The organism is Pseudomonas sp. UBA6310, assembly GCF_002438225.1.
Taxonomy (GTDB): domain Bacteria; phylum Pseudomonadota; class Gammaproteobacteria; order Pseudomonadales; family Pseudomonadaceae; genus Pseudomonas_O; species Pseudomonas_O kuykendallii.
In genome coordinates, this window is the sequence record NZ_DJTK01000081.1 from 106,725 (window position 1) to 131,494 (window position 24,770).

Below are 24,770 nucleotides of genomic sequence, written 5' to 3' on the forward strand. Positions count from 1 at the left end.
CAGAACATCCCGATCCGCACCGCCGAGGGGCGGCGCATCCGCCAGGCGTTCATCGCCGCGCCCGGCTACAGGCTGCTGGCGGCGGACTACTCGCAGATCGAGCTGCGCATCATGGCCCACCTGGCGCAGGACGAAGGGTTGCTGCACGCCTTCCGCAACGACCTCGACGTGCACCGCGCGACGGCCGCCGAAGTCATGGGCGTGAGCCTGGACGAAGTGACCAACGAGCAGCGGCGCAGCGCCAAGGCGATCAACTTCGGGCTGATCTACGGCATGAGCGCCTTCGGCCTGGCCAAGCAGATCGGCGTCGACCGCAAGCAGTCGCAGGCCTACATCGACCGCTACTTCACCCGCTATCCGGGCGTGCTCGCCTACATGGAACGCACCCGCGAGCAGGCCAGCGACCAGGGCTACGTGGAGACGCTGTTCGGCCGGCGCCTGTACCTGCCGGAAATCCACGCGAAGAACCAGGGCCTGCGCAAGGCGGCCGAACGCACGGCGATCAACGCGCCGATGCAGGGCACGGCGGCGGACATCATGAAGCGCGCGATGGTGGCGGTGCAGGCCTGGCTGGACGAATCCGGGCTGGACGCCCGGGTGATCCTGCAGGTGCACGATGAACTGGTGCTGGAAGTGCGCGAAGACCTGATCGACACGGTTCGCGACAAGGTCCGCGCGCTGATGAGCGGCGCCGCGACGCTCGACGTGCCGCTGCTGGTGGAGGCCGGCGTCGGCGCCAACTGGGACGAAGCGCACTGATTCCAGGCCCGGGTTCGCGCCCCGGGCGGGAACTTTTTCCGGAGCTGGCCGGTCACAGATTCTGAATGGGTGAAGCCGTTCAATGCTCCTTGTTGTGTTTTAGTGTTGGCAGATATCTGGACCCCGCCCTAGCGGTCCGGACTTAAACCTCGAACTTCTCCCTCCCCATACGAAGTTCGAGGTTTTTTTTCGCGCGCATTTCGACCACGGCCTATTCCTCAGGCTGGTCGTCCCCTTCCTCGTCGTCCAGCAGCCCCAGCCATTGCGCAAGCACCAGCTGCGCCTCCTCGATGCCCTGGCGTTTGGGCGCCGAGAACAGCTGGATGCTCACCACGTCCTTGCCCCAGCCCTGCTGGATATCGCGCTGCACCTTGAGCAGGGCGTTCTTTGCCGCGCCGTAGGCGAGCTTGTCGGCCTTGGTCAGCAGGATGTGCATCGGCATGCGGCTGGCGGTGGCCCAGTCGAGCATCATCCGGTCGAAGTCGGTGAGCGGATGGCGGATGTCCATCATCAGGATCAGCCCGGCCAGGCTGTTGCGGCTGCTCAGGTAGGCTTCCAGGTGTTTCTGCCAGTGCTGCTTGAGCGGGATCGGCACCTTGGCGTAGCCGTAGCCGGGCAGGTCGACCAGGCGCCGATGCTCGTCGAGGCTGAAGAAGTTCAGCAACTGGGTACGCCCCGGTGTCTTCGAGGTGCGCGCCAGGCTGGCATGGGTGAGGGTGTTCAGCGCGCTCGACTTGCCGGCATTGGAGCGCCCGGCGAACGCCACTTCCAGACCTTCGTCCGCAGGACATTGGTCGACTTTTGCTGCGCTGATGAGGAAGGCGGCCTGTTGGCACAGACCGAGAATCGGGTTCTTGAATGACATGGGTTTTCCAGAGTGCGACCGGGTGTCGCAGGAGGCGGTTTCGTTTCCGTTTCGGCGACGCCAGTATATAATGCCGCAGATTTTGTGTGCGCTTTCATCCTGTTGCACGGGGGTGAGTTCACGTCGATCCATGGATTCGCGCGACAAGACGCGAACCTCATGGCGGTCTCGCTGTATGCCGCCTCGCGGGTTGTGCATGGACTGCAAAGCCGAGGCTTGTCTGGTCCCATTTGTGCGCCATGAGCCCGGTCCATAACTCTTTCAACCTTAGCCGTAATTGGATTAGCTGATGAACAAAGTACTCGTGAGTCTGCTGTTGACCCTGGGCATCACCGGTATGGCCCACGCTGCGGGTGATGCCGCTGCCGGCCAGGGCAAGGCCGCTGTCTGTGGTGCCTGCCATGGTGCGGACGGCAACAGCCCTGCGCCCAACTTCCCGAAGCTGGCTGGCCAGGGTGAGCGCTACCTGCTGAAGCAGTTGAAAGACATCAAGGCCGGCACCTCGCCGACCGCCGAACCGGGTACCGGCCGCAAGGTGCTGGAGATGACCGGGTTGCTGGAGGGCTTCAACGATCAGGATCTGGCCGACATCGCCGCCTATTTCTCCAGCCAGAAGATCGCCATCGGCGCTGCCGATCCGGCGCTGGTCAAGCAGGGCGAGGCGCTGTTCCGGGGTGGCAAGGTAGCTGACGGCATGCCGGCGTGCACCGGTTGCCATTCGCCCGACGGCAGCGGCAACTTCGCCGCCGGCTTCCCGCATCTCGGTGGCCAGCATGCCGCCTATGTCGCCAAGCAGTTGACCGACTTCCGCGAAGGCAATCGCACCAACGACGGCGACACCATGATCATGCGCGGTATCGCCGCCAAGCTCAGCAACAAGGATATCGAAGCGGTATCCAGCTACATCCAGGGTCTGCACTGACGCCGGCCGAAGGGTAGGAAAAAGGGTGGCGATGGCCACCCTTTTTCGTTTCCGGCGCCGCTACAATAGCTCGAACCCGAACCGTTTCCCTCGGTCGAAGCCAGGCCCGCCGTGGGCGGCTATGAAACCCAAGGAGTCATGCATGCGTAACCTGATCCTCAGCGCCGTTTTCGCCACCGCGGGTCTGATCGGCGGGCTCGCCCAGGCCGCCGAGCCGGAGGCTGGCAAGCAGTACGTCGAGCTGAGCAACCCGGTACCGGTATCCAAGCCCGGCAAGATCGAAGTGGTCGAGCTGTTCTGGTACGGCTGCCCGCACTGCTACCAGTTCGAGCCTACGATCACCCCGTGGGCGAAGAAGCTGCCGGACGACGTGAACTTCGTTCGCGTACCCGCCATGTTCGGTGGCGTGTGGAACGTGCACGGCCAGCTGTTCATTACCCTCGAAGCCATGGGCGTGGAAGCCAAGGTGCATGACGCCGTGTTCGCCGCGATCCACAAGGAAGGCAAGAAGCTTGCCGACGAAGACGAGATGGCCGACTTCCTCGCCGACCAGGGTGTCGACAAGGAAGCCTTCCTGAAGACCTTCAACTCCTTCGGCGTGAAGAGCCAGATGGAGAAGGACAAGAAGCTGGCCATGGCCTACCAGATCACCGGTGTGCCGACCATGGTCGTGAATGGCAAGTACCGTTTCGACCTGGGCACCGCGGGTGGCCCGGAGCAAACGCTGAAACTGGCCGACTTCCTGATCGAGAAGGAGCGTGCCGCACGTTGAGCGGCGCGCGCGGGAGCGTGGCATGTTGCGGCGCTGGAGTTCCGAACGCGCGGTCAGCCTGTGCAATGCGCAGGTCAACCCGCATTTTCTCTCGTCCAACGGCCTGCCGGCTGACGGACGCCTGCGCCTGCTCAGCTTCAATATCCAGGTCGGAATCAGCACCGCCCGTTATCACCACTACCTGACCCGCAGCTGGCAGCACCTGCTGCCGCACGGCGGACGGGCGCTGAACCTGCAGCGCATCGGCGCGCTGCTCGATGGTTACGACCTGGTGGCCCTGCAGGAAGTCGATGGCGGCAGCCTGCGCTCGGGCTACGTCAACCAGGTCGAACACCTTGCCCGGCTGGGCAAGTTTCCCTACTGGTACCAGCAGCTCAACCGCAACCTCGGACGATTCGCCCAGCACAGCAACGGGTTGCTCAGCCGGCTGAACCCCAGCCAGCTCGAAGACCACCCGCTGCCCGGCCCGCCCGGTCGCGGCGCGATTCTCATGCGCTTCGGCGAAGGCGAGGACGCGTTGGTCGTGGTGATGATGCACCTGTCGTTGGGGCCGAAGACGCGATCCCGCCAACTCGCCTACATCCGCGAGCTGATCGGCGGCTATCGCCACCAGGTCCTCATGGGCGACATGAACACCCTCGCCGCCGACCTGATCGAACATTCGCCGCTGCGTGATCTCGGGCTGCTGGCGCCGCAGGTCGAGGCGACCTTCCCGAGCTGGCGCCCGGTGCGTTGCCTGGACCACATCCTGCTCAGCCCCGGCCTCGCTCTCGAACGGGTGGAAGTGCTGAGCCAGGCCATTTCCGACCACTTGCCGGTCGCCGTCGAAATCCGCCTGCCGAGCAGCCTCGGTGGCGATTCTGCGCTGGTGCCGCGTCCGTCCACACCGGTGGAACCATGAGCGACGATCTTCAGCGCTGGAAAGACAAGTACCTGGAAAGCCTCGAGCAGCAGGAGCGGCTCGAGAAGCGCTGGGAGGTTCGCCTCGATCTGCTGCGCCGCGGCCTGGTGCGCAGCAGCCTCGCCGCCGAGGGCAGCGACCGCGGCGTCGACCAGTGCATGCAGGAGTTGCGCGAGATCGTTCGTCGCGATGACTTCGATGCCAGCCTGGCGGCGCTGATTCCGCGCCTGGAAAAGGCCGTGCTCGATTCCGAGCGCCGCCGCGGGGAACGCGTCGGCCAGCTCAACGGCGCGCTGGCCTCGCTGGTTACCCAGTTGCAGCAGCTGCCATTGCCCCGCGACGTGCGCAAGGCGTTGAAGCGGTTCGCCCGTGGCATCGAAGAGCGCGCCGGGCAAACACGCGAGTTGCCGGCGCTGATGATCGAACTCAGCGACCTGCAACGCCAGGCGCTGACCCAGCTGGAAAACGACGAGAAGGAGCGTCCCGGCCTGTTGCAGCGGTTGTTCGGCACGCGTGACCCCGTCGATGCGGCCGATACCGATGAAGGGCCGGTCGAGAGTCCGCCGCGTGCTCCTGGCGAGCCTGCCGCGGAGGCCACTGTCGCGCCGCAGCCGATTTCCGCCGGGGGCGCGGCGCTCGCGGATGAGCTTACGGCGCCGTCTGCCGAAGAGTCCCTGCCGCTGGTCGAACCGGATGCCGAGGCGGTCGCCCAGGCGCTGCCGGCCCAGCCGAAAGTGACCGCGGGAGTCGGCCTTCCGCGCATGCACCTCGACAGCCTGCCGATGGCCGCCGCGATACTCGAGCCGGCCGATCCCGCCTATGCGCTGCCGGCGCAGAGCGAGCCGGCCTATATCGTCATCGCGGCGCGGGTCGAGGCGATCCTGCTGGGCATGCTCGACGAACTGCCGTTGCCCGAGAGCCATCACGCGCAGTCCGCGGCGCTCGCCGAGCGGATTCGCGGCGGCCTCAACTGGTATGAGCTGGTTCCGGCGCTGGAGGACCTGGCCGTGCTGATGCAGGCCGTGGTCGGCAGCGGGCAGCACGAGTTCGAGGTGTATCTCCGGCAGCTCAACGAGCGCCTGGCGAGCTTCCAGGGCAGCCTGGTGGACGCCCAGGAGGGTTACGTCGATGGCCTGGCGTCTGCGCGCGAGCTGGACAGCGACTTGCGCCAGCAGGTCACCGGACTGCACAGCAGCGTGCAGGAAGCGAACGATCTGTCCGGCCTCAAGCAGGTGATCGAAAGCCGCCTCGAAGGGCTGCTCCATACCATGGACGAGTACCAGCGCCAGCGCGACCAGCGCGAGGAGCAGATCGCCGGCCGGCTGCAGACGCTGGTCGAGCGGGTCGCCAGCATGGCTCAGGAAGCCAAGGGCTTTCGCGAGAACCTCGAAGAGCAGCGGCAGAAGGCGCTGGTCGACGCGCTCACCGGTCTACCCAACCGGGCGGCGTGGAACGAGCGTCTGGAAATCGAGGGCGCGCGCTGGCAACGCTATGGGGGCGAGCTGCTGATGGCGGTGCTGGATATCGACCACTTCAAGCGGATCAACGACGAGTATGGCCACCTCGCCGGTGACAAGGTGCTGAAGATCATCGCCGGCGAGTTGGCCAAGCGGGTGCGGGTGACCGATTTCATCGCGCGCTTCGGCGGTGAGGAGTTCGTGCTGCTGATGCCTTCCACGCCGATGGAAGGCGGGCTCAAGCTGCTCGACGTCCTGCGCACGGCCATCGAGGCCTGTCCGTTCCACTTCAAGGGGCAACCGGTAACGATCACGTTGTCCGGCGGTCTTGCCGCGTATAACGCGGGCGAGGTCGCCGAACAGGTCTTCGAGCGCGCAGACCAGGCGCTGTATCGCGCCAAGCGTGGTGGGCGCAATCGTATCGAGAACGAGCGCTATGACGCCTGCAACGACTCCTTGTCCTCATTGGGTACGCCGTAGAACTGCTCCTCGGCATTGGGCAGGTAGTCGGTCCAGGATTCCGGGACTTTCGACAGGCGTGGATAGTCGATCATCTCCAGTTGCAGCAAGGGCAGCAGGAACGGCGTGTGCCGCAGCTGCGGCGAAACCACGCGCAATTCCGGCAGCCACAGGCTGACGTAGGTGCCCTCCGGATCGAGGTCGCGCGCCTTGCGCAGGGCGTTGAAGGTGTCGCTGCGCTTCGGATCGCTGGCGTAACCGGCGATGTAGGCCCAGTTGCCCCAGCTGCTCGCCGGGTCGTAATCGAGCTGGTGTTCCTCGAACCAGGCGGCGCCGTGGCGCCAGTCCTGCTTCAGGTCGTGAACCAGGTAACTGGCGACGATCTGCCGGCCGCAGTACGACATGAACCCGGTGTCGGCCAGTTCGCGCATGTTGGCATCGACGATCGGCATCCCGGTGCGTCCCTGGCACCACTGCTGGAAGCGTTCGTCGATCTTGTCCGGCGCGCGAGCGGTCGCTTTCACGCCGCCGGGCTCGAACAACGCCTGGCCGTGGCGCTCCAGGGTCAGGCGGAAGAATTCGCGCCAGAGCAGTTTCTGCCACAGGCAGTGGGTGGACTCGTTGCGGCCGTAGCGCGATTCGTGGCGACGCAGCTCGGCCGCGACCCGCCTCGGCGACAGGCTGCCGTTGGCCAGCCAGGGCGAGAGCTTCGAGGAGTACTCGGTGCCGATCAGCCCGTGGCGGTTTTCGATGTAGTTGCGCACACCCTGGCGTTCCCAGAGGTAGTCGCGCAGGCGCGATTGCGCCGCCGGCTCGCCACCGGCGAAGGGGAAGGCGCTGTTCGGCACGCTGAGCGGCTCGCCCAGGCCCAGTTGCGACAGCGTGGGCATCGGCAGCAGCATGTCCTGCGCCGCCTGCGGGAAGACCGGCAGGCTGCGCGGCACCGGACGTGGCTGGAACACCGGCAGGCGCTGCTCGACGACCCGGCAGAACTCGCTGTAGACCTGCGGCATCTGCTCCAGGCCCTTGAGCAGCTCTTCCATGCGGAACAGCGAGTTGCCCTGGAATTCACGCAGGCGCACATGGCCCAGGCGCGAACGCACCTCCGCCAGCTGGGTGAGCTCTTCCGGTGCGATCTCTTCCAGCGTCAGCACTTCCTGGATATCCAGGCGCTGGACCAGATCGGGAATCACGTCTTCGGGATGGCCGGGCAACAGCAGTAGCCGCGATCCCAACGCGCGCAGCGAGTTGTCCAGGGCGGTGATGCTTTCGAGAAGAAAACGGGCGCGATGAACGCCCAGGCGACGCGCGCCCAGCGGTCCGCTCCTGACCCACTTGGGGTCCAGGATGAACACCGGGATCAGTTCGTCCGCCTCCATGCCCGCCCACAACGCCGGATGGTCATCGAGCCTGAGATCCTGTTTGAACCAGAGCAATGCGCGGCGCATACGTTCGTCGTCCTTAGCTGATCAGCGCGCGAGTTCGTCGCAAACGCCGCTTCGCTGAAATAGAGCTTCTATAACAGCCTGGTGTTCCGCGGCAAACAACCGCATCCGCCGAGCGGCACGTGGAAATGCCAAAAGGTCGAGGTTTTTGCCGGGGATGCCGTTTCGAGCGTTCGCCCGGAAAGCTGCCGGGGCGCCTTAGAGTGGTTATGCTGTTCGACTCTTTTCACTGTCGCCGTCGTTTCGCCATGAAGTGTTCAGCCGTTTTGCTTGCCCTTTTCCTTCTCGCCGGTTGCAGCAGCGGCCCGCGCCTCGACACCTCGTTCACCTCGACGGGGCAGAACAGCCGCATCCAGTACGTGGTGGTCCACTACACCTCCGTCGATCTGCCACGCTCGCTGGCCATGCTGACCCAGGGCGAGGTCAGTGCGCATTACCTGATCAGCACCAGCCCGGTGAAAACCTATCGCCTGGTGGATGAGAATCGCCGCGCCTGGCACGCCGGTGTCAGCCAGTGGCAGGGGCGTACCTGGCTCAACGCCAGCAGTATCGGCATCGAGCTGGTGAACCCGGGCTTCGAGGAGCAGCCGGACGGTACCTTGCGCTGGATTCCCTACGACGATGCGCAGATCGATGCGCTGATCGTGCTGCTCAAGGACATCGTCAAGCGCCACGACCTGCCGCTGGGCAGCATCATCGGCCACAGCGATATCGCGCCGCAGCGCAAGACCGACCCGGGGCCGATGTTTCCGTGGAAGCGCCTGGCCGATGCCGGGCTGGTGCCCTGGCCGGACGCGGGCCTGGTGGCGCGCTATCAGGCCCAGTTCGCGCAGGCGTTGCCGTCGGTGCTCTGGTGGCAGCAACAGCTCGCCGTGCAGGGCTACGAAGTGCCCCAGCACGGCGTGCTGGACGGTCCCACGCGCAAGGTGATCGGGGCGTTTCAGATGAAGTACCGGCCGACCCGCTTCGACGGCGAGCCGGACGCGCAGACCGCCGCGCTGCTGCTCAGCCTGAACCAGGCGCGCGCGCGGCCCTGAGTGGCCTCAGATCGGCAGCGCCAGATAGAACACCGTGCCCTGGCCGAGGCGCGAGTGCACGCCGAGGCGGCCGCCGTGCAGCCGCGCGATTTCCTTGCACAGCGCCAGGCCGAGACCGGCGCCGCCCTGCTTGCGGCCGATCTGCACGAAAGGCTCGAAAATCCGCGATTGCTGGCTGTAGGGAATGCCCTCGCCGGTGTCCTCCACGCTGAGAATCACCCGCTCGCCATGGCGCCGTGCCTGCAGGCGAATGCTGCCGCCGGCAGGCGTATAGCGCAGGGCGTTGTCGAGCAGGTTGTCGAATACCCGTTCCATCTGCGGACGATCGATCTGCACGGTGGGCAGCGGCAACTGCATGTCCAGCTCCAGCGACACCTGCTGCTCGGCGGCCTGGCCAGCGAAGCGCAGGCGGACGTTTTCCAGCAGCTCGCCGACATCGCAGGGGCGTAGCTCCAGCTTCTGCTGTCCGCTCTGGTAGCGCGAGAAATTCAGCAGGTCGTTGATCAGGCGGACCAGTCGGCGCATCTCCTCGTCGACCGTCTGGATCAGATCGCTCTCGCGGCTCTCCGGGCCGAATTTCAGGCGCTCGCGGAGCAGGCCGAAGGCCATGTGCATGCCGGTGACCGGAGTGCGCAATTCGTGGGAGGCGCGCAGGACGAACTCGTTGCGCACCCGCTCGAAGGCGCGCTGGCTGGTCACGTCGCGCAGGATCAGCACCGCGCCCACCGTGCGGCCCTGGGCATCGCTGATGTTCGACAGACGCCAGGCGAGCAGCCGGGTCTCGCCGCCAGCCTCTATCACCAGGTCGTCCTGCGGTGCCTCCAGCGGCTGGTCGCCGAGTACCTTGTGCACGGCATCGTCCAGGGCCGGCTGGTTGAGTGCCTCGCCCAGGCTGAGGCCGATGTGCTCGTTGCTCCAGGCCAGCTGGCGCTGGGAGACCGGGTTGGCGTGTTCGATCTGACCGCGCTGGTCGATGATCAGAAGACCGTCGTCGATGCTGTCGAGCAGGGCCTGCAGGCGCTGCTGGCCGCGCAGCAGGGCCTCGACGTTGGTTTCCTTGAGCTCGCGCAGCGCTTCGGTCATCAGGCCGAAGCGGCGGATCAGGGTGGACATTTCGGCGATCGGCGACACCGGCAGGACCACGTTGAAGTCGCCCTGACCAATCTGGTCGGCGGCTTTCGACAGGCCCTCGATCGGCGCGCTGAAACGCCGCGCGAAGCTGTGCGCGGTGATGTAGCCGAGCACCAGCACGGCCAGGCCGATCAGGCCGAGCAGGATGGCGATCAGGATCGAGCGGTTGCGTGCGTGTGCGCCTTCGCTGCGCATGTCGCCCAGGGCGTCCTGCTGCATCTTTACCAGGTGATCGCGCAGCTGGGTGTAGGCCTTGCTGAACGCCGGATTGCCGGTGAAGCCCTGGAGCGGCTGGCCAGGCTGGTCGAGGAAGGCGTTGTAGGCGTCGAACTCGTCGCGCGCGAGCTGCAATTGCTCGACATCCGGACCCTTGGCGTTGTGCTTGATGGCATCGTCCAGGGTGCGCTGGAAATCGCTGCGGATCTGCTCCAGCCTCTGCGTCTGCACCGGCCGCTCCAGCAACAGCGCCAGCTGGTTGCCGAGGTTCTGGCGAAGCTGCTGGGCGACTTCGATGACCACGAAGTTGCTGCGGATCAGCTGGTCCTGCGACTGCGCCATCTGGATCACGCTGAATACGCCCAGGCACAGGCCGAGCAGGGCCAGGGTCATCAGCGAGGAAATGCCCAGGAACAGCCGGGCACGCAGATTCATGATGGCTTTCATAGGCCGTACTGTTTGCGCTTCCGATACAGCGTCGAGGCGTCGATGCCCAGGGTTCTGGCGGCCTGGTCGAGGGTCTCGCTGGTGGCCATCACCGCGGCGATGTGGGCTTTCTCCAACTGTTCCAGGCTCAGCGATTCACCAACGCGCGGCGCGCTGTTGCCACCGCTGTGGGTGCTCATGCCGAGGTGACTGACTTCGACGTATTCCTGCGGGCAGATGATGCTGGCGCGCTCGATCACGTTGCGCAGCTCGCGCACGTTGCCGGGCCACGAATAGCTGGTCAGCGCATCGCTGGCCTCGGCGCTGAAGGCGCGCGCCGGGCGGCCGTAGCTCTTGACGAACTGCGAGAGGAAGCTCTCCGCCAGTTGCAGCACGTCTTCCGGGCGCTCGCGCAGCGGCGGCAGGTTAAGGGTGATGACGTTGAGGCGGTAGAGCAGGTCTTCGCGGAAGCGTCCCTCGCGGACCATGTCCTCGAGGTTCAGGTTGGTCGCGGCGAGAATGCGCACGTCGGCGCGGCGGGTCACCGGATCGCCGACGCGCTCGTATTCCTTGTCCTGGATGAAACGCAGCAGCTTGGGCTGGAGGATCAGCGGGAAATCGCCGATCTCGTCGAGGAACAGCGTGCCACCGTCCGCCTGGCTGACCCGGCCGAGGGTGTTCTCGGTGGCGCCGGTGAAGGCACCGCGGTTATGGCCGAACAGCTCGCTTTCCATCAGCTCGGCGGACAGCGACGGGCAGTTGATGGTAACGCAGGTCTTTTTCGCCCGGCGGCTCCAGCCGTGAATGGCGCGGGCCAGTTCGCCCTTGCCGGTGCCGGATTCGCCGAGGATCAGGATGTTGGCGTCGGTATCGGCGACCTGGCGCGCGGTTTCCAGCACTTTCATCATCGCCGGGCTGTTCGAGCCCAGGCCGTTGCTGCGCTGGCGCACTTCGCCTTCCAGGGCTTCCAGGCGGGCGGCGAGCTGGCGGACTTCCAGTTGCTTGGCCGCGGCGAGGCGCAACTGGTCGGGGCTGCACGGCTTCACCAGGTAGTCCGCCGCGCCCAGCTGCATGGCGTCCACCGCGGTATCGATCGCCGAGTGGGCGGTGACGATCACCACGCGCATCCACGGCGCCTGTACCTTCATCTGTTGCAGCACGTCGAGCCCGTTGTCCTCGCCCAGGCGCAGGTCGAGGAAGCACAGGTCGAACACCTGCCGTTGCAACAGCGAGTCGGCCTGCGCCGCGCTGTTGGCGGTGGCCACGGTGTAGCCCTCGTCTTCCAGGCAGTAACGGAAGGTGCGCAGGATGGCCGCCTCGTCATCCACCAGGAGAATGCGGCCGCTGGCCTCGATCTTGTTTTCCACTTTCATACTCCCCGTTCAACGCGCTCGGCTATGTCCCGGATGCGCTCGATGCGCATCGCAGCGGCTGCTTTTTTCTCGTTTTCTGCAGCTCGGCGTCTGCTTAGTCCCGAAATTGCCGTGCAAGTTGCACGGTCGATAGTGCCTTATCCTGCAGCGTGCATGAAGATAACTTCCTCTGTCTTGCCAAGCTATTGAATAGTAAAGAGATTTAATTGGCAGGGCGTGGCATGTCGATTGCGACCACAAGGCCGAATGGAGCGATTCATCCCTCGCTCGACCTGGCCCGGTCACGCGACACCCTCCGCCCGCTGCGGCGACCCATGAGATCCGGGCCTGTTCCGCGCCTGCCTGGCGCTTTCTCCGGAGAACGGCCATGAACGACAAGACCCACACCCTCAACGAGCTCATCGAGATCACCCGTGATGGCGAGCGCTTCTACCGCCATGCCCTGAGCGAAGTGAAAAGTCCCGAACTGCTACAGGTGTTCGAGGAGATGGCGCAGGTTAAGAGCGCCGTCATCCAGGCGCTGGCGGTGAAGGTGTCGGCCAATGAAGAGCATCCCGCGCAGGGCGGCACGTTGTTCGGCAGGTTCCGCGAAGCCTACGCCGACGCGCGTGCCGGCATGGCCTCGGACAAGGACGCGACCTATGTCACCCAACTCGAGGCCACCGAGGACCGCATCCTCGCGGCCTACGAAGACGCGCTCAAGGACGCGGACGTGGACGTCCAGGCGCTGCTTGGCCTCGAGCTGCCGAAGCTCCGTGCCTGCCACGCGCGCATGAGCGCGCTGAGGAAGAGCCTTGCCTGACTGCGACATTCGGGCACGGATGCCCGATTGCTGTAAGACCTTGCAAAACGCACGAAGGGAAAATGGACCATCGTGCAGATTGCCACCGAAAGCCCTTGAATACGTTAAATAAGTTATTGATTTTAAAGGATAAAAAAACGAATTGCAGATGGCACGGCGGCTGCAATGTTAGTCACAGACGAAATTGAAACGCGCTGGAAACCAGTCGCTCGGAGGAATCAGGATGAACAACCAACTGCTCAAGTCGCCCCTCTCCAAAGGACTGTTCGCCGTAGCCGCGTTGGTGTTGATCCAAGTGACCGAAAAACCGCAGACCGCCGCCGTTCAGGCTCCCGGTCTGGCCGTGGTCGAGACGCCGTGGGGTCAGGTGCAGCGTCTGCAACCGTCCCTCCAGGTGGAGGCTCAGGTTGCGCAGCAGTACACCCGGGAATCGCTGCAGCCCGCCACGCAGCCTTCTGCTCGCGAAAGCCAGCAGATCTGGAACGAACTGCCGAAGCAGGAAAGCTACGTTTTCTAACCGACGGACATCGCTGGCAGAGCGGCGAAAAGGAGATGGACATGTGGATTCTTGCTTTTGTGATCACTGCCCTGCTGTTCCTGGGATTGATGATGAGTTGTGCACTCGTGGTCGGCCAGGCGCTGTTGGAGAGTCATTACGTCAATGACCGCGAAGAAACCGTAACCGCGTCCGGACATACCCCCGAGGTCGTCTGAGCGCTAGCAACATCAAAAACGAGAAAGAGGAAAATCCTATGTTGAGCTGGGCCATAACCTTCCTGATCATCGCCATCATCGCTGGTGTTCTCGGCTTCGGTGGTATTGCCGGCACTGCTACTGGAATCGCTAAGATCCTGTTCATCCTGTTCCTGGTGTTGTTCGTGGCTTCGTTCATCTTCGGGCGCATGCGCGGGCCGCGCTAACCCGGACTTGGAATGCCCGATTGCCCGGCCGAGTCCGGCAATCGAGAGAATCGCGACTCATGGAAGGAGTCGCCCGCTGAGCGAAAGGGAATTCATCGATCAGCGAAACGGCTGGCCTTCAGCCGTTACTCATCCGACAGCGGATGTGATCAGGGGGCCGGGTTGCTCTGGATGTTGTGAATTCGGAGCGACCTAGGGGTACAGCGAGTACTCCCGTTCGCGGGCCGGATCAGGCGAAGCTGCGCCGGAGTCGTCAATCGACTCCGGCGGGCAGCTCAATCTTGCTTGTGTACAGGCCGTTCGGCCGCTTCCCGCCTCTTTTACTGCAACCTCACCGTCAGCTTCGCTACGTGCGCGCCCTGGAATTTCGCCAGGCTGAGCTCCTTCTCGCTCGGTTTGCGCGAGCCATCCGGCCCGGCGATGGTGGCCGCGCCGTAGGGCGAGCCGCTGCGCACTTCGCTGATGTCCGAAAGCTCCGGCGCGCTGTAGGGCAGGCCGACGATCAACATGCCGTGGTGTGCCAGCGTGTTCCAGAACGAGGTGATGGTGGTCTCGGTGCCCGCGCCCGTGCCGGTCGAGGTGAACACGCTGCCGATCTTGCCGATCAACGCGCCCTTCGCCCAAAGCCCGCCGGTCTGGTCGAGGAAGGTACGCATCTGCCCGGCCATGTTGCCGAACCGCGTCGGGCTGCCGAACAGGATGGCGTCGTAGTCGGCCAGCTCCTGCGGCATGGCGAGCGGTGCAGCCTGGTCGAGCTTGGCGCCGGCCTGCCGGGCGAGGTCCTCGGGCATGGTTTCCGCCACCCGCTTGAGCGTCACCTCCACGCCCTCGACGCTGCGCGCGCCCTGCGCGACGGCTTCGGCCATCTGCTCGATGTGGCCATACATGGAGTAGTAGAGCACCAGGATTTTCTTCATCTTTCGGTTCCTCGCGTGATGGATGACAGCAGAACGCAAGGTAGACCATGCCGTGACCGCGGAGTGTCGCGCCGCTATCATCCAGCCTCCTGTTTGTGCGGAGGTCTGCATGCTCAACGGCTTATGGCTGGGCTTTTTCGTGGTGGCGGCCGTTTCCGCGCTTGGGCGCTGGCTGCTCGGCGGCGATGCGGCGGTGTTCGCCGCGCTGGTGGAAAGCCTGTTCGCCATGGCCAAGCTGTCGGTCGAGGTGATGATCCTGCTGTTCGGCACGCTGACGCTGTGGCTGGGCTTCCTGCGTATCGCCGAGCAGGCCGGGCTGGTCGACTGGCTGGCGCGAATGCTCGGGCCGCTGTTCAGCCGGCTGATGCCGGAGGTGCCACCCGGCCACCCGGCGCTGGGACTGATCACCCTCAATTTCGCCGCCAACGGCCTCGGCCTGGACAACGCCGCCACGCCGATCGGCCTGAAGGCGATGCGCGCGCTGCAGGCGCTCAATCCGAGCCAGACCGTGGCGAGCAACGCACAGATTCTGTTCCTCGTCCTCAACGCCTCGTCGCTGACCCTGCTGCCGGTGAACATCTTCATGTACCGCGCGCAGCAGGGGGCGCCTGATCCGACCCTGGTGTTCCTGCCGATCCTCCTGGCGACCAGCGCCTCGACCCTGGTCGGGCTGTTCTCGGTGGCCTTCATGCAGCGCCTGAAGCTCTGGGACCCAGTGGTGCTCGCCTACCTGGTGCCGGGCGCGCTGATCCTCGGCGGTTTCATGGGCGTGCTCGCCACGCTCTCGGCCACCGCGCTGGCAGCGCTGTCGTCGTTGCTCGGCAACCTCTGTCTGTTCGGCCTGATCATGCTGTTTTTGCTGCTCGGTGCGCTGAAGCGGGTGCCGGTCTACGAGAGCTTCGTCGAGGGCGCGAAGGAAGGCTTCGACGTCGCCAGGAGCCTGCTGCCCTATCTGGTGGCGATGCTCTGCGCGGTGGGCGTGCTGCGGGCGTCCGGTGCGCTGGACATCGGCCTGGACGGGATCCGCTGGCTGGTCGGCGCGCTGGGGCTGGATGGGCGTTTCGTCGATGCGCTGCCGACCGCGCTGGTCAAGCCGTTCTCCGGCAGCGCGGCGCGGGCGATGCTGATCGAGACGATGCAGAGCCAGGGCGTCGACAGCTTCCCGGCGCTGATCGCGGCGACGGTGCAGGGCAGCACCGAAACCACCTTCTACGTACTCGCCGTGTACTTAGGCGCGGTGGGCATCCAGCGCGCGCGGCACACCGTAGGCTGCGCGCTGCTGGCGGACCTTGCCGGGGTCGTCGCGGCGATCCTGGTCTGCTACTGGTTCTTCGGCTGAACCGGCGCCCCAGGCCGTTCACGACCGGCTGAGCGTCGGCAGGCTGCCTTGGAGATGCCCGGAAGGCCCATCTATTTTCGTGTGACGCCGCCTCCCCGGGCGTTTTCGTCCGCCCGTCGGCTGGCGCTCAGTGCGCGTCGGTGCCCGCCGCCTGGGACGGGCTCGGCAACAGGGACCAGCGCCCCTCGAAGCAATCCCCACTGTCGAACAGCCGCTGCAGTTCCTGCGGCGGCTGCGGCCGACTGAACCAGTAGCCCTGGGCATAGCGGCAGCCTTCGCGGGCGAGGAAGTCCAGGTGTTCCTGCAGTTCCACGCCCTCGGCGACCACCTGCAGGCCGAGGCTGGCGCCCAGGCCGATGATCGCCCGGCTGATCGCGGTGAGCTCGGGATCGTGCGGGGTGCCGCTGATGAAGCTCTTGTCGACCTTGAGGATGTGCAGCGGGAAGCGCTTCAGGTAGCCCAGCGACGAATAGCCGGTGCCGAAGTCGTCCAGCGCCAGGCGGATGCCCAGGCTGGCCAGCTCGCGCAGGCTGGCGAGGGTCTCCGCGCTGTCTTCCATCAGCAGGCTTTCGGTGATCTCGAGAATCAGGCTGGCTGCCGGCAGGCCGGTTTCGCGGAGGATGTCGGCGACCCGCGCGGCGAAATCCATCTGCCCCAGTTGCCGGCTCGACAGGTTCACCGAACAGCGCAGGTGGGCCTGGCCGTCCAGTTGCCAGCGGCGCACCTGACGACTTGCCTCGCGCAGCACCCATTCGCCGACGCGGACGATCTCGCCGGACTCCTCCAGCGCCGGGACGAACTCCAGCGGCCCTACCAGGCGTCCCTTGTGCCGCCAGCGCACCAGCGCCTCGACGGTCTGCAGGTAGGGGTGGCCATGGTCGATGCGGCAGATCGGCTGGTAGTGCACCTCGAATTGACCCTTGGCCAGCGACTGCGACAGCGCGCTCTCCAGCTCCAGCTGGTGTTGGGCGGCGACCTGCAGCTCCTCGCTGTAGCGGGCGAACTGCGATTTGCCGGCGGCTTTGGCGCGGTACAGGGCCAGGTCGGCTGCCTGCAATGCATCCAGTGTGCGGCCCTCGTCACGCAGCGGGGCGATGCCGATGCTGGCGCTGACCACCAGTGCGTGTTCGCGCAGGTGCAGCGGATGCTGGAGGCTTTCCAGCATGCGCTGGGCGACCTGTTCGGCGTCGGCCTGCAGAGCCATGTCGTCGAGCAGCACCACGAATTCGTCGCCGCCGAAGCGGATGAGGTGGTCGCCAGGGCGCAGGCAGCGTTTCAGCCGGTGGGCGACCTCAATCAGCACGTGGTCGCCGGCGGCATGCCCGAGGCTGTCGTTGATGAGCTTGAAGCGGTCGAGGTCGATGAACATCAGCGCGGCCTGGCGGGCGCCGGCCTTGCGCTGGCGTTGCAGCGCCTGGTGCAGCAATTCGTCGAGCCGGGTACGGTTGGCCAGGCCGGTCAGCGGGTCGTGCCGGGCGGCGTGGCGGAGCTGGCTGTCGACCGCCTTGCGCTGGCTGACGTCGGTTTGCGAACCAGCCATCCGCAGGCCGCCCTGGCGGTCCCGCTCGGCCACGCCGCGGACCAGCACCCAGGCGAACTCGCCGTCGGCGCGACGAATCCGGTACTCCATGTGCAGGAACGCGGTTTCGTCGCGCAGGTGGGCATCGATGGCCTGGCGCAGCGAGGGCAGGTCGTCCGGGTGCACGCGGCTGAACCAGCCCTGGCTGCTTTCGCTGAAACTGTCGCGGCCATAGCCGAGCATGCTCGCCCAGCGCTCCGAGAGGTACAGCCGGTCGTTCACCACGTCCCAGTCCCATAGCCCGTCGTTGGCGCCACGCAGCGCGCGGGCGAAGCGCGCCTCGCTGTCTTCCAGGGCCTGGCGCTGGGCCGCGGTGTAGGTGTCGATCGCCAGCGTCATGTCGAAGAATACGGCTTTGAGCATGCTCTGGTAGAGCGCCGCGTTGGGGCTTTCGGTGAACAGTGCGTCGGTCATGCCGTCCAGATACATGCGATAGGCGCCCATGTACCACTTGAGTTCGACGCCGACGCGCTCGTGGACCAGGCCGATCTGCAGCCGCTCGCGCACGTAGTCTCGGTCGTACGGCCCCATCCACAGGCGCCGGTAGTAGTTCAACTGGCTGCGCTTGAGACGCCTGAGGGTTTCCGCGTCGTTTAGAATCCGCTGCAGCGGGTCGAACTTGACCATGTGCGCGTACAGCGCCTCGACGAAGGCCGCGTGGGGCTCCTCCATCAGGCCTGCCGAGCGGCTCAGACGCTCCGCGTCCTGTTCGTTCCAGCCAAGGAAGCGGCAGCGGTTTTCGATCTCCTGCCGATCCAGGCCGATGCGTTTCAATAAGCCTTGAAGTTCCTGTTCCGGCCTCATTTCATCCTCTCCTGGAAACTCGAGCCCCAAAAAAAAAGCGCCGCGATGGCCACCCTCTTTCGAAGGTGGCCATCGCGGCACTCTGTCTTTCAGGCCCTGAATGTCCTGCCCGGCAAAGCCGATTCCCGCTCATGCGGAACCAAGGGCGCCCTTTTAACCTACTCGATGCGTCTCGGACAACTCGGCCAGCAGTCGCGTGAGCTGCCGGCGCAGTTCGCCGAGCTCGCGGGACTTGAAGGAATGCCGGGTGCGTTCGAGCACGGCCACGGTTTCGGCAAGGGCAGCGTGCAGTTCGCCGTTTGGGTTCAGGCCCGCATCGCCGAACCAGCGGCAGAGCGGCGCCTGACTGCAATCCACCGGCGAGCAGACCACTTCGCCATCCAGGTCCATCGAGCGCAGGAGCAAACGAAGGCGCTGCTCCGTTTCCGGATGGGCGCAGACGAGCAGGACGGGTGCAGCGGGTTGGCATGGCATCGGTAGCGACCATAGCGAAGGGCCATTACAGAATATCCCTCCAGTACGCCCGCCCGTTGACCCCGGTCAGCCCCGCTCGCCGCCTGCCTTCGGGGGCTCGATATCGGCCGCGTCGGCCGCGTCCTGCGTGGGATGCGGCGGGCTGAACGGGTCCGCCCCCTCGCTCGGCAGGGCGCCGGTTTCGCCATCCTCGAGCACCGCGTAGGCGCTGCTGCAGAAGAACGAGTTGAGGCGCTTCATGTCGGCGATCAGCTCCAGGTGCAGCGAGCTGGTTTCGATGCTCTGCACTACCTGCTGGCTCAGGCGTTCGACGTGGGCGTGGGCCAGGCGCCGTTCGCGCACGCGGAAGCGGCGCTTCTCGCGCAGCAGCTGGCGGGCGCCCTGGCGGTCGCCGGAGAGGAACACGGAAAGCCCCAGGCGCAGATTGGCCAGCAGCTGCTCGTGCATCTCGTTGAGTTCTTCCAGGCCCTTTTCGGAGAACGAATGGCGCCGCGCCGTCTTGTGATGCTGCAGTTTGCCGAGCATGTGCTCGATGGTGTCGCCGGCGTGTTCGAGGTTCACCGCCAGCTCGATGATTTCTGCCCAGCGCCGGGCGTCCGCATCGGCCATGGCTTCGCGGGGGATTTGCGCCAGGTACAGCTTGACTGCGTTGTAGAGGGCGTCGACGTCGTCGTCGAGGCGGCGGATTTCCTGGCCCGAGGCCTGCTCGTCACGCTGCAGCACCTCTTGCAGGCGGACCAGCATGTGGTCCACCAGGTCGCCGATGCGCAGGGTTTCGCGCACCGCGTTGGACAGCGCCAGGCTCGGCGTTTCCAGCGCGCTGCGGTCCAGGTGGCGCGGCCGGGCGACGCCGTTGTCGAGGTGTTTTTCCGGCAGCAGCAGCGTGCACAGGCGCGCCATCCAGCGCACCGTGGGCAGCATCAGCAGGCAGCGCAGGGTGTTGTAGACCAGGTGGAAACCGATCACCAGATTCGCCGCCTCGAAGGTCTGCTGCTCGTTCATCCAGTTCACCAGCGGATGCAGCAGCGGCGACACCAGCAGCAGGCCGAGCAGCTTGTAGAGCAGGCTGCCCAGCGCCACGCGGCGGCCGGCGGCGGATTGCATGCTGCTGTTGAGGAACGCCAGCACGCCGCTGCCGATGTTGGCGCCGATCACCAGGCCGATCGCCACCGGCAGGCTGATCAGCCCGGCGCTGGCCAGGGTCGCGGTGAGCAGAACGGCGGCCAGGCTGGAGTAGGTGGCCATCGCCAGCAGCGCGCCGACCATCGCGTCCAGCAGCAGGTCGCCGGTGAGCGAGGCGAACAGCACCTTGATACCGCGCGATTCGGTGATCGGCAGGGCGGCGGCGACGATCAGCTGCAGCGCCAGGATGATCAGGCCGAGGCCGATGAAGGCGCGGCCGAGCTGGCCGATCCGGGTCTGCTTGCGCGAGAGGAACAGCAGGACACCGGCGAAGATCAGCAGCGGCGACAGCCAGGACAGATCGAAGGTCAGTACCCGGGCCATCAGCGCCGTGCCGACGTCGGCGCCGAGCATGATGGTCAGCGCCGGCGCCAGCGCCATCAGGCCCTGGCTGACGAACGAGGTCGCCAGAAGGGCGGTGGCGTTGCTGCTCTGCACCAATGCGGTGACGCCGATGCCGGCGGCGAAGGCCAGCGGAAGGCGGTTGATGCTGTGGCTGAGGATGCGCCGCAACTGCGAGCCGAACACGCGCAGGATGCCGGTACGCACGATGTGCGTGCCCCACACCAGCAACGCGATGGCGGAAAGCAGATTGAGCAAGGTCAGCATAAGACGGCCTCCCTGGCGATCGATGTGCGTCGGAAATGCCGGGTCGCCTGAGCGAGCAGGCGCGGCGGATACCTTTGGGTGGACAGGATAACGACTCCCGGGTTCGCTTCATGGCACGGCCGGCGGGGCGATTATTACAGGAAAGTTTCAGTGCGTTGGATGCCGTGCCGGCTCAGCCGCCGAGTCCATCGGCGTCCGGCGCGTTGCCATCCAGGCGGATGCGCAGCGCAAGGTCGGTGCGCGACTCGGCATTCTTCAACGCCTGTTCGAGACTGATCGCCCCGGATTGCTGCAACGCGAAGAGGTGCTGGTCGAAGGTCTGCAGGCCGCTTTCCGGCGCGCTGCCGATGGCGTCCCTGAGTTCGCCCAGTTCGTCGCGCTTGATCAGGTCGCGCAGGTGCGGGGTCGCCAGGAGCAGCTCCACGGCCAGCACGCGGCGCTGCCGCAGCCCAGGAATCAAGCGCTGGGCGACGATCGCCAGGAGGTTCTGCGAGAGGTCGGCGAGGACCTGCTTGCGCGCGCCCTCGGGGAAGAAGTGCACCACCCGCTCGATCGCCTGCAGGCTGCTGGTGGCGTGCAGCGTAGCGACGCACAGGTGGCCGGTCTCGGCGTAGTGCAGGGCGTGCTGCATGCATTCGGCGTCACGTACCTCGCCGAGCATGATCACGTCCGGCGCCTCGCGCAGCACGTTGCGCAGCGCGGCGGCGAAGCTGTGGGTGTCCAGTCCGACCTCGCGCTGGTCGACCAGCGAGCGCTTGTGCGAGTGGATGAACTCGATGGGGTCCTCGATGCAGAGGATGTGCCCGCCCTTGCGCGCGTTGCGGTGGTCGAGGAGGGAGGCGAGAGTGGTCGACTTGCCGGAACCGGCCGCGCCGACCACCAGGATCAGGCCGCGGTCGAACAGCGCTAGGCGCTCCAGCGGTGCAGGCAGGCCCAGCGTGGCGAGCGCCGGGATATCGCTCTTCACATGGCGCACGACCATGCCGACCTCGCCGCGCTGCAGGTAGACGTTGGCGCGGAAGCGCCCGACCTGCGGCACGCTCACCGCCAGGTTGAGCTCCAACTCGCGCTCGAACTCGGCGACCTGCGCCGGATTCATCAGCGCGTAGGCCAGTTGGCGTACCGCTCCGGGCCCAAGAACCGGGGCTTCCAGCGCCACGGAATTGCCGTCGACCTTCAGGTGCGGCGGCGCGCCGACGCTGAAGAACATGTCCGAGCCGCCGCGCTCGGCCAGTTGGCGCAGCAGGGTGTGGATCTCCTGATCGGGGACGCTGTGATCGTCCATTTCGTCGTTGCTCCTGCTGCGCTTCCGGGGATCGGAGGCGCATGATCGTGCAGGTGACGCCGCGGCGCAATTCGACGCAGGCGCCGCACCGCCCCCATCGTTGCACCGCGAGGAAACCATGCAGCACAAGTACGAAGAAGTCGCCCGCAACCTGCTCGGCGCGCCCTATGGCGAACTCGACGAAAACGCCCAGCGCGTTGCCCGTCACCTCGCCAGGCACACGCCGATCGCGCGTAACACCGCGCAGGAAGAGGAGGATGCCGCCAGCTTTGGCCAGCGCGCCGCGGATGCCATCGCCAGTTTCGGCGGTTCCTGGGCGTTCATCCTCTCGTTCATCGGGCTGATCGTGGTCTGGGTCGGGCTCAACTCGCTGATCCTGGTCCGCTACGACGCTGCCTTCGACGCCTATCCGTACATCCTCCTCAACCTGTTCCTGTCGATGCTGGCCTCGATACAGGCGCCGCTGATCCTGATGTCGCAGAACCGCCAGGCGGAGAAGGACCGCATCAACGCCGAGCACGACTACGAGGTCAACCTCAAGGCCGAGCTGGAAATCATGCTGCTACACGAGAAGGTCGACGCCCTGCGCGAAACCCAGTGGCGCGAACTGGTGGCGATGCAGGCGCAGCAGATCGAACTGCTGGAGCGGCTGGCGCAGCGGCAGGCCTGATCGGCTCGCGGCGACGTGAACCGGCGGTGAACTGATAACCTAGGCATTCCCCCGGCAGACCGCGCATCCATGCTCAACCTCTACCACGCTCCCGATCTGGAAACCCTCGGCGCCCTGGCCACGCGCCTGCTCGCCCAGCCGCAACGCGACCCCTTCGCGCCGGCGCGCGTGGTGGTGCCGAGCCAGGGCATCGGGCGCTGGCTGACGCTGCAACTGGCGCGCGAGCAGGGCATCGCCATGCAACTGGAGGTAAAGCTGCCGGCGGCGTTCGTCTGGGACCTCTCGCGCCAGGTGCTCGGCCAGTTGCCGGAACAGTCGGCGTTCACCACGGTGACGCTGACCTGGCGTCTCTACGACTGGCTCTGCGAGCCGGCCAACCTGCAGCGCGCCGAGCGCCTGCAGCGTTACCTCGAGGGTGGCGACGAACGCCGGCGATTGTCGCTGGCGGCGAAGATCGCCGACGTGTTCGACCAGTACCTGCTCTATCGCGACGACTGGCTGGCGGCCTGGGAGCGCGGCGCGTTGTGCGACCTCGGCCCCGACGAAGCCTGGCAGGCGCTGCTCTGGCGCGAGCTGACCGCCGACGGCCACCCGCACCGTGCGCGTCTGCTCGACGACCTGCTGCAACGCCTGTACGACCCCGCGCCCCTCGCCGACCTGCCCGAGCGCCTGCTGGTGTTCGGCATCAGTTCGCTGCCGCCGCATCACCTGCGCGTGCTCGAGGCCCTGGGCCGGCACACCGAGGTGGTGCTGTTCGCCCTCAACCCGTGCCGCGAGGCCTGGGGTGATATCCGCGACATCCGCGAGCTGGCGAAACAGCCGGAGCTGAGCCCGGATGAATGGTATCTGGATGTCGGCCACCCGCTGCTGGCCAGCCTCGGCAAGCAAGGGAGGGACTTCTTCGACAGCCTGTTCAGCCTGGCGTCGGCCGACGGCAGCCAGGAGACCGGGCTCTATTCGGAAGACGCCGATCTCGTCGACGACAGCCTGCTGCACGCTTTGCAGCACGACATCCTGCGCCTGCGTACGCGCCAGGCCGACGAGCGCATCGCGCTGCGCGCGGACGACCGTTCGCTGGAGCTGCACGTCGCCCATTCGCCGCTGCGCGAAGTGGAAATCCTCCACGACCAGTTGCTCGCGCGCTTCGCCGCCGACCCCGGCCTGACGCCGGACCAGGTGGTGGTGCTGACCCCGGACATCGAACGCTACGCGCCCTACGTCGAGGCGGTGTTCGCCTCGCGCACCGGCGCGTCGCGGCAGGCCTCCCCGCGCATTCCGTTCAGCCTCGCCGACCGCAGCCTGCGCGCCGAGCTGCCGCTGCTGGAAGCCTTCCTCGAACTGCTCGCGCTGCCGGAAAGCCGCTTCGCCGCTGAGGACGTGCTGGCCTGGCTGGAGCAACCGGCCATCGCGCGGCGCGCCGGCATCGAGGCCGAAGACCTGCCGCTGCTGCGCGACTGGCTGCGCGACGCCGGCGTGCGCTGGGGCCGCGACGGCGAGCACCGCCGGGCGCTCGGTCTGCCGGACGACAACGCCTTCACCTGGGCCCAGGGCCTGGACCGCCTGCTGCTGGGCTTCGCCGCGCCGCCCCAACTGGCCGGCGAGGCACTTCCGCTGCTCGGCGACAGCCTGCCGCTGGACGCCCTGGAAGGCGCGCGCGGGCAACTGCTCGGGCGCCTCTGCGCCTTCGTCGGCACGCTCGCCGGCCTGGCCGAACGCCTGCAGCGCGCGCGTCCCCTGGCCGACTGGGCGCTCGACCTGCAGGGGCTGATCGACAGCCTGTTCGACGAGCGCGAAGCCGGCGACACCCTGCTCTTGCTCAGCCAGGCCTGCGCTGCGCTGGCACGCCAGGCCGCGGATGCCGGCATCGTCCGCCCGCTGGAGCTGGCCCTGGTGCGCCAGCAGCTCGGCGCCGCGCTGGAGGCCGGTGGCGGCGCCTCGGGTTTCCTTACCGGCGCGGTGACCTTCTGCACCATGGTGCCGATGCGCAGCCTGCCGTTCCGCCAGGTCTGCCTGCTCGGCCTGGACGACGGCGCGCTGCCGCGTCGCACGCCGGTGGCCGGCTTCGACCTGATCGGCAAGAAACCGCGCCGGGGCGACCGCGCGCGGCGCCTCGACGACCGCTACCTGCTGCTGGAAACCCTGCTCTCGGCGCGCGACGGGCTGTACCTCAGCTACGTCGGCCGCGACCCGCGCGACAACGCCGTGCTGCCGCCCTCGGTGCTGGTCAGCGAGCTGCTCGAGGCCGTCGACATCACCGCCGTTGCGCCGAATGGCAAGGCCAGCGCCGCGATCACCGTCGCGCACCCGCTGCAACCCTTCGCGCCGGGCAACTTCCAGCAAGCCGGCCAGCAGCTGGGCTTCTCCGGTTCTTGGTTCCGCGCCGCGCAACGCCTGGCCGAGGCCCCGCTGCTGAGCCCGCCGCCCTT

At 66.3% G+C, this 24,770-nt stretch carries 21 protein-coding genes and 1 pseudogene; 14 read left to right on the forward strand and 8 right to left on the reverse strand.

Annotated features, from left to right (window positions below; translation table 11 throughout):
- Positions 1-759, forward strand: a 759-nt coding sequence (locus B3E91_RS19925; protein ID WP_287031123.1) for a DNA polymerase, incomplete at its 5' end; no start/stop codon positions are given.
- A 211-nt stretch (positions 760-970) separates the two neighbouring features.
- On the opposite strand, the gene yihA is transcribed toward B3E91_RS19925, so the two are convergent.
- On the reverse strand, positions 971-1,624 hold the full coding sequence (gene yihA / locus B3E91_RS19930) for a ribosome biogenesis GTP-binding protein YihA/YsxC (RefSeq protein ID WP_273231042.1): 654 nt from the start codon (positions 1,622-1,624) through the stop codon (positions 971-973).
- A 289-nt stretch (positions 1,625-1,913) separates the two neighbouring features.
- On the opposite strand from yihA, the gene B3E91_RS19935 reads away from it, so the two are divergent.
- The 4 genes from B3E91_RS19935 (at position 1,914) to B3E91_RS19950 (ending at position 6,156) form a co-directional block, all read left to right on the forward strand.
- Positions 1,914-2,546 (forward strand): c-type cytochrome, encoded by a 633-nt coding sequence (locus tag B3E91_RS19935; protein WP_273231044.1) that lies wholly within the window; start codon positions 1,914-1,916, stop codon positions 2,544-2,546.
- Positions 2,547-2,688: 142 nt separating this feature from the next.
- On the forward strand, positions 2,689-3,318 hold the full coding sequence (locus B3E91_RS19940; RefSeq protein ID WP_273231045.1) for a thiol:disulfide interchange protein DsbA/DsbL: 630 nt from the start codon (positions 2,689-2,691) through the stop codon (positions 3,316-3,318).
- Positions 3,319-3,340: 22 nt separating this feature from the next.
- A complete protein-coding gene (locus B3E91_RS19945) occupies positions 3,341-4,219 on the forward strand; it encodes an endonuclease/exonuclease/phosphatase family protein (protein ID WP_273231047.1) in 879 nt (292 codons plus the stop codon).
- Entirely contained in the window at positions 4,216-6,156 is a 1,941-nt protein-coding gene (locus B3E91_RS19950) for a diguanylate cyclase (RefSeq protein WP_287031124.1), read from the forward strand. Before B3E91_RS19945 ends, B3E91_RS19950 begins: the two co-directional genes overlap by 4 nt.
- Here the strand turns inward: B3E91_RS19950 and B3E91_RS19955 are convergent.
- Positions 6,111-7,583 carry a DASH family cryptochrome gene (locus B3E91_RS19955; protein ID WP_287031125.1) on the reverse strand — a complete coding sequence of 491 codons (1,473 nt, stop codon included), beginning with the start codon at positions 7,581-7,583 and terminating at the stop codon, positions 6,111-6,113. The genes B3E91_RS19950 and B3E91_RS19955 overlap by 46 nt on opposite strands.
- Before the next feature lie 245 nt (positions 7,584-7,828).
- Between B3E91_RS19955 and B3E91_RS19960 the strand changes: the two genes are divergently transcribed.
- Positions 7,829-8,617: an N-acetylmuramoyl-L-alanine amidase gene (locus B3E91_RS19960; protein ID WP_273231053.1), complete on the forward strand. Its 789-nt coding sequence runs from the start codon at positions 7,829-7,831 to the stop codon at positions 8,615-8,617.
- Between the two features lie 6 nt (positions 8,618-8,623).
- Here the strand turns inward: B3E91_RS19960 and B3E91_RS19965 are convergent, their stop codons facing one another.
- Complete coding sequence (locus B3E91_RS19965; RefSeq protein WP_090224455.1) at positions 8,624-10,411, reverse strand: ATP-binding protein; 1,788 nt, start codon at positions 10,409-10,411, stop codon at positions 8,624-8,626.
- Positions 10,408-11,757, reverse strand: a complete 1,350-nt coding sequence (gene algB / locus B3E91_RS19970; protein WP_273231058.1) for a sigma-54-dependent response regulator transcription factor AlgB — start codon at positions 11,755-11,757, stop codon at positions 10,408-10,410. Before algB ends, B3E91_RS19965 begins: the two co-directional genes overlap by 4 nt.
- A gap of 373 nt (positions 11,758-12,130) precedes the next feature.
- On the opposite strand from algB, the gene B3E91_RS19975 reads away from it, so the two are divergent.
- The 4 genes from B3E91_RS19975 to B3E91_RS19990 all read left to right on the forward strand — a co-directional run bounded on the left by B3E91_RS19975 (position 12,131) and on the right by B3E91_RS19990 (position 13,485).
- Complete coding sequence (locus B3E91_RS19975) at positions 12,131-12,565, forward strand: ferritin-like domain-containing protein (protein WP_287031126.1); 435 nt, start codon at positions 12,131-12,133, stop codon at positions 12,563-12,565.
- 223 nt (positions 12,566-12,788) lie between these two features.
- A complete protein-coding gene (locus B3E91_RS19980) occupies positions 12,789-13,082 on the forward strand; it encodes a hypothetical protein (protein ID WP_287031127.1) in 294 nt (97 codons plus the stop codon).
- Between the two features lie 41 nt (positions 13,083-13,123).
- Entirely contained in the window at positions 13,124-13,279 is a 156-nt protein-coding gene (locus B3E91_RS19985; protein WP_175534273.1) for a hypothetical protein, read from the forward strand.
- Positions 13,280-13,317: 38 nt separating this feature from the next.
- Complete coding sequence (locus B3E91_RS19990) at positions 13,318-13,485, forward strand: DUF1328 domain-containing protein (RefSeq protein ID WP_090224448.1); 168 nt, start codon at positions 13,318-13,320, stop codon at positions 13,483-13,485.
- Positions 13,486-13,805: 320 nt separating this feature from the next.
- Here the strand turns inward: B3E91_RS19990 and wrbA are convergent, their stop codons facing one another.
- The gene (gene wrbA, locus B3E91_RS19995) at positions 13,806-14,402 is read right to left on the reverse strand and encodes an NAD(P)H:quinone oxidoreductase (RefSeq protein WP_287031128.1); all 597 of its coding nucleotides are present in this window, start codon (positions 14,400-14,402) and stop codon (positions 13,806-13,808) included.
- A gap of 109 nt (positions 14,403-14,511) precedes the next feature.
- On the opposite strand from wrbA, the gene B3E91_RS20000 reads away from it, so the two are divergent.
- Entirely contained in the window at positions 14,512-15,741 is a 1,230-nt protein-coding gene (locus B3E91_RS20000; protein ID WP_287031129.1) for a nucleoside recognition domain-containing protein, read from the forward strand.
- Between the two features lie 127 nt (positions 15,742-15,868).
- On the opposite strand, the gene B3E91_RS20005 is transcribed toward B3E91_RS20000, so the two are convergent.
- Positions 15,869-18,124: a putative bifunctional diguanylate cyclase/phosphodiesterase gene (locus B3E91_RS20005; RefSeq protein ID WP_287031130.1), complete on the reverse strand. Its 2,256-nt coding sequence runs from the start codon at positions 18,122-18,124 to the stop codon at positions 15,869-15,871.
- On the opposite strand from B3E91_RS20005, the gene B3E91_RS20010 reads away from it, so the two are divergent.
- Positions 18,101-18,604 (forward strand): hypothetical protein, encoded by a 504-nt coding sequence (locus tag B3E91_RS20010; protein WP_287031131.1) that lies wholly within the window; start codon positions 18,101-18,103, stop codon positions 18,602-18,604. The genes B3E91_RS20005 and B3E91_RS20010 overlap by 24 nt on opposite strands.
- A 60-nt stretch (positions 18,605-18,664) precedes the next feature.
- Here the strand turns inward: B3E91_RS20010 and B3E91_RS20015 are convergent, their stop codons facing one another.
- Together B3E91_RS20015 and B3E91_RS20020 are read right to left on the reverse strand one after the other, a co-directional pair.
- Positions 18,665-20,389 (reverse strand): Na/Pi cotransporter family protein, encoded by a 1,725-nt coding sequence (locus B3E91_RS20015; protein WP_286785817.1) that lies wholly within the window; start codon positions 20,387-20,389, stop codon positions 18,665-18,667.
- A 172-nt stretch (positions 20,390-20,561) separates the two neighbouring features.
- A complete protein-coding gene (locus B3E91_RS20020) occupies positions 20,562-21,674 on the reverse strand; it encodes a PilT/PilU family type 4a pilus ATPase (RefSeq protein WP_282344607.1) in 1,113 nt (370 codons plus the stop codon).
- Between the two features lie 118 nt (positions 21,675-21,792).
- On the opposite strand from B3E91_RS20020, the gene B3E91_RS20025 reads away from it, so the two are divergent.
- Positions 21,793-22,344: a DUF1003 domain-containing protein gene (locus B3E91_RS20025; protein ID WP_273231084.1), complete on the forward strand. Its 552-nt coding sequence runs from the start codon at positions 21,793-21,795 to the stop codon at positions 22,342-22,344.
- 69 nt (positions 22,345-22,413) lie between these two features.
- Positions 22,414-24,770: pseudogene (gene recC / locus B3E91_RS20030) on the forward strand (exodeoxyribonuclease V subunit gamma); the annotation flags it as partial.